Origin of the sequence: Alteromonas sp. ALT199, from assembly GCF_018619335.1 — a bacterium.
In the GTDB taxonomy this organism is placed as follows: domain Bacteria; phylum Pseudomonadota; class Gammaproteobacteria; order Enterobacterales; family Alteromonadaceae; genus Alteromonas.
This window is the reverse complement of the sequence record NZ_JAHHDX010000106.1, coordinates 1-3,048: the sequence shown is the minus strand read 5'-3', so window position 1 is coordinate 3,048 and position 3,048 is coordinate 1. Positions and strand designations below refer to the sequence as shown.

The 3,048-nt window shown below is 42.5% G+C and carries 4 protein-coding genes; all 4 read left to right on the top strand.

Features of this window, described 5'->3' with window-relative positions; genetic code table 11:
• Window positions 1-118 precede the first annotated feature (118 nt).
• The 4 genes from KL866_RS11870 (at window position 119) to KL866_RS11855 (ending at window position 2,818) form a co-directional block, all read left to right on the top strand.
• On the top strand, window positions 119-481 hold the full coding sequence (locus tag KL866_RS11870) for a hypothetical protein (RefSeq protein ID WP_214995187.1): 363 nt from the start codon (window positions 119-121) through the stop codon (window positions 479-481).
• A 274-nt stretch (window positions 482-755) separates the two neighbouring features.
• A complete protein-coding gene (locus KL866_RS20265; protein WP_251140002.1) occupies window positions 756-1,106 on the top strand; it encodes a hypothetical protein in 351 nt (116 codons plus the stop codon).
• Between the two features lie 384 nt (window positions 1,107-1,490).
• A complete protein-coding gene (locus KL866_RS11860) occupies window positions 1,491-1,823 on the top strand; it encodes a hypothetical protein (protein ID WP_214995185.1) in 333 nt (110 codons plus the stop codon).
• Window positions 1,824-2,362: 539 nt separating this feature from the next.
• Window positions 2,363-2,818 carry a hypothetical protein gene (locus KL866_RS11855; protein WP_214995183.1) on the top strand — a complete coding sequence of 152 codons (456 nt, stop codon included), beginning with the start codon at window positions 2,363-2,365 and terminating at the stop codon, window positions 2,816-2,818.
• The last annotated feature ends 230 nt before the right edge of the window (window positions 2,819-3,048 follow it).

Genomic DNA, 3,048 nt, shown 5'->3' with positions numbered 1-3,048 from the left:
CATTATGCCCCACATGCCTGCGCCCCTTATCTAGAAGTTATGTGGCAAGGAGGGGACATTGCATTTACAGGATGTTTTAGAAACTTACAGGCAATTTCTGCTACTAAACTTCGTCACTATGAATGGCGTTTTATCTGAAGATTTACTGGCAGATTGGCTACAGGCAAATTGGGAAATAATTGTCGAGTCAAAACTTCAAGAAGCTAACTTTATTCCTGGCTTATTGGATGTTTATGGTGAGGGCGCTGATTGTAATGGTTCAAGCTCCAGAGTATCGCTGCCTGAAATGTCGCCGTCGTGTGCTGTTCATGTGCAAAAGGGATATGTTCTTCATTCATTTGGTACGCTGCAAAACGACTTTTTTACTCAATCGCCACCTTTCGATTATGTGAAAGGTGAAAATTCAAAGGCAGAAATCATCGTTAGATTAAACGATGCCCAATTTGAGATCGGTAAAACATATGACAGCATTGCCACATAACAAGCAAATTATGTCACTCGCTGCCGCTCGTTGGGACGCAAACACGTGCGCGGCTTCGCCATTATTGCACACGTGTTTGCGCCCCATATTTGGAAGTTATAAGGCGTCAGCCTAAACTTCGTTTGGCTTTATAAAAATCCCCGTACAACTACCTTCACCTGTTTTCAGTGGCATCGCTCTGGCTTGTGGTAGGTTTAAATCCGCCGCTTTCAATTCAAAGGTTGCGCATTAGGCGCTTTATCGCCAAGTTATTATTTAACGTCAACAAGCGCCAATGCGTTCGACAGTTCAAATGGCGGCTAGCTTCAGTCAAATCAAAAACATCACTGCACAGTCGTTTTGCTTGTCTGTGTTAACAATCAATCGTATTCTGGCTTCAACAGTTTTTAAAAAGACCAAAGGAACTGGCTCTGCTTCTAACAAAGCGCTAAAGACCACTCCCTTCGGTCGCTCGGACGCATTTACGCGGGGCGGCTTCGCCATTATGCCCCACGCAACTGCGCCGCTTAGCTTAATGTTAGGTGTCAGGGATGAAAACGATACTACTGCCATTTTTTATCATTGTATTGGCTGGGTGCACATCAGTCGCCAAACCTACTATTCATCTCCATTCAAACGGAGTTAATAAAACAAAGTTAGCTAACCTGCGAATCAAATTAGAAAAAAGTGGATATACCGTAGTAAGTGGCAATCAAGACTTCTCTCACTTCTTATTTACGCCACTTATAGTTGTTCCAAAAAATTCAAAGTTCAGCACTCCTGAACTTCAACAACAAATAACCAACACTTTAGGCTCTATCCCAATTGTCAAACGTGGTAACTTTAAAAACCATAAGTATTCGGGCGACCATATTGGTGTATATCTTCGGGGAAACAATGCCACCTAACAACTCAATAAACTCGCTCACTTCGTTCGCTGGGACGCATACACGCGGGGCGGCTTCGCCATTATGCCCCACGTGCCTGCGCCCGTTATTGAAAAGTTATATTCTTTGGGGAAATATCGAACATGAATCATGAGCACGAGCCTACAGTGCTAATTAGTTTTTGCCATTTCCTATTATTTTTATGTGGGTTATTAGTTAGCATCGCAATCTACAAATTTTTTGAAGTACCAAATAATCAAATATGGCCACTAACTATTGGCTGTATTTTATCTATAGGTTTACCTGTGTCTTTCGGGTTAGTTAGAAATAAAACACTCTCAAAGGCTTTTAATGAACTTGCGGGTAGTAGTTCAAAACTTGGACAAGGAGGATATAAATCAAATAAAGTAGCTTTATGGATATGGACTAGCTTGGTTCTTTTTACAATTTGCGGCGCGATTTATGAGCGAATATAACAAAGCGCTAAAGCTCACTCCCTTCGGTCGCTGGGACGCTAACACGTGGGCTGACTCACTTCGTTCGGATTTTAGCCCACGCGCTAGCGCCCCTTAGCTTAAGGTTAGGCGTCATTTACTTACAGCATTAAAAAGTAGGTTCAGCCGTGACATTTCAGCATAAAGGTTGTTTCACTAGGTTGTCTTTGCGGTTAGCTTTTCGGTAGTTTCAACGGCTTTAGCAACGCGCTTTTCATCAACACCGCAACGCCAACATTCTGCATCACCAGCTTTCTAAACTCGCTATTTTATCCAGCATTACCGTTAACATCTGGCTTTTCGCACAGGGTTGTTTTATCTTAAATTCAATAATTTAAACAAGCTGGCTAATTGGCTAGTGGTGGCAGCAAAGCTGCGTACTTTCAGTTGTACGCCTAACAAAACGCTGTTGGCACTCCCTTCGGTCGCTGGGACGCTAACACGTGGGCTGACTCACTTCGTTCGGATTTTAGCCCACGTGCTAGCGCCCCAAAGCTTAAAGTTAGAAGCCAAGGAGAATCATGGCTCGTCGTTCAGAATTCAAAGGAATTGTAAGAAACTTTGCTCACATGCTAAATAACCGCAATAACGATCATCTTGGTTACTGGACTACAGGACAACTATGCTTGCTCGCACAGCAACAGAACATCTCTTCTATATCAATCAATCTGTTAGAAATAGAGCATAACAGCTTAAAAAACCACTTCGAACCTTTTGCTAAAAGCATGCGGAAATCACTCATTAATATGCTGAATTCTCATAAAATTCCCTCATCATGGCTTACGTCAGCTACTGTTACTTTTAGCTTTAATGAAAAATATCAAAAGCAGTATCACTATTGGCGTTCGGCTCTGGGCTCACCCTATCTTATAACGTTGGAAATCACGTCAGACTTAGGCAAGGTGTATAAACAAACATTTGGTGGTAATGTAAATCCACACGATCCTCTTAAGGAACAACGGCGTGCAGGCTTCTAACAAAAAAATTAAGTCACTCACTTCGTTCGCTGGGACGCAAACACGCGGGGCGGCTTCGCCATTATGCCCCACATGCCTGCGCCCCTTATTGGAAAGTTATAAGACAAAGGAAACTCAGTGAACAAGGTTGTTATCAGTATCCTTTCAATATTACTCCTGCTAACCAACGTGTTTTGGTTTTATCAGAGTTTGGATAACGGTGTCTCTTTAACTTATATGGAGGCAAGCCT

Bases quoted from the DNA above. Each gene is read 5' to 3' on its own strand.
- KL866_RS11870 (WP_214995187.1), top strand. From the start codon at position 119: ATGAATGGCGTTTTATCTGAAGATTTACTGGCAGATTGGCTACAGGCA.
- KL866_RS20265 (WP_251140002.1), top strand. From the start codon at position 756: ATGCGTTCGACAGTTCAAATGGCGGCTAGCTTCAGTCAAATCAAAAAC.
- KL866_RS11860 (WP_214995185.1), top strand. From the start codon at position 1,491: ATGAATCATGAGCACGAGCCTACAGTGCTAATTAGTTTTTGCCATTTC.
- KL866_RS11855 (WP_214995183.1), top strand. From the start codon at position 2,363: ATGGCTCGTCGTTCAGAATTCAAAGGAATTGTAAGAAACTTTGCTCAC.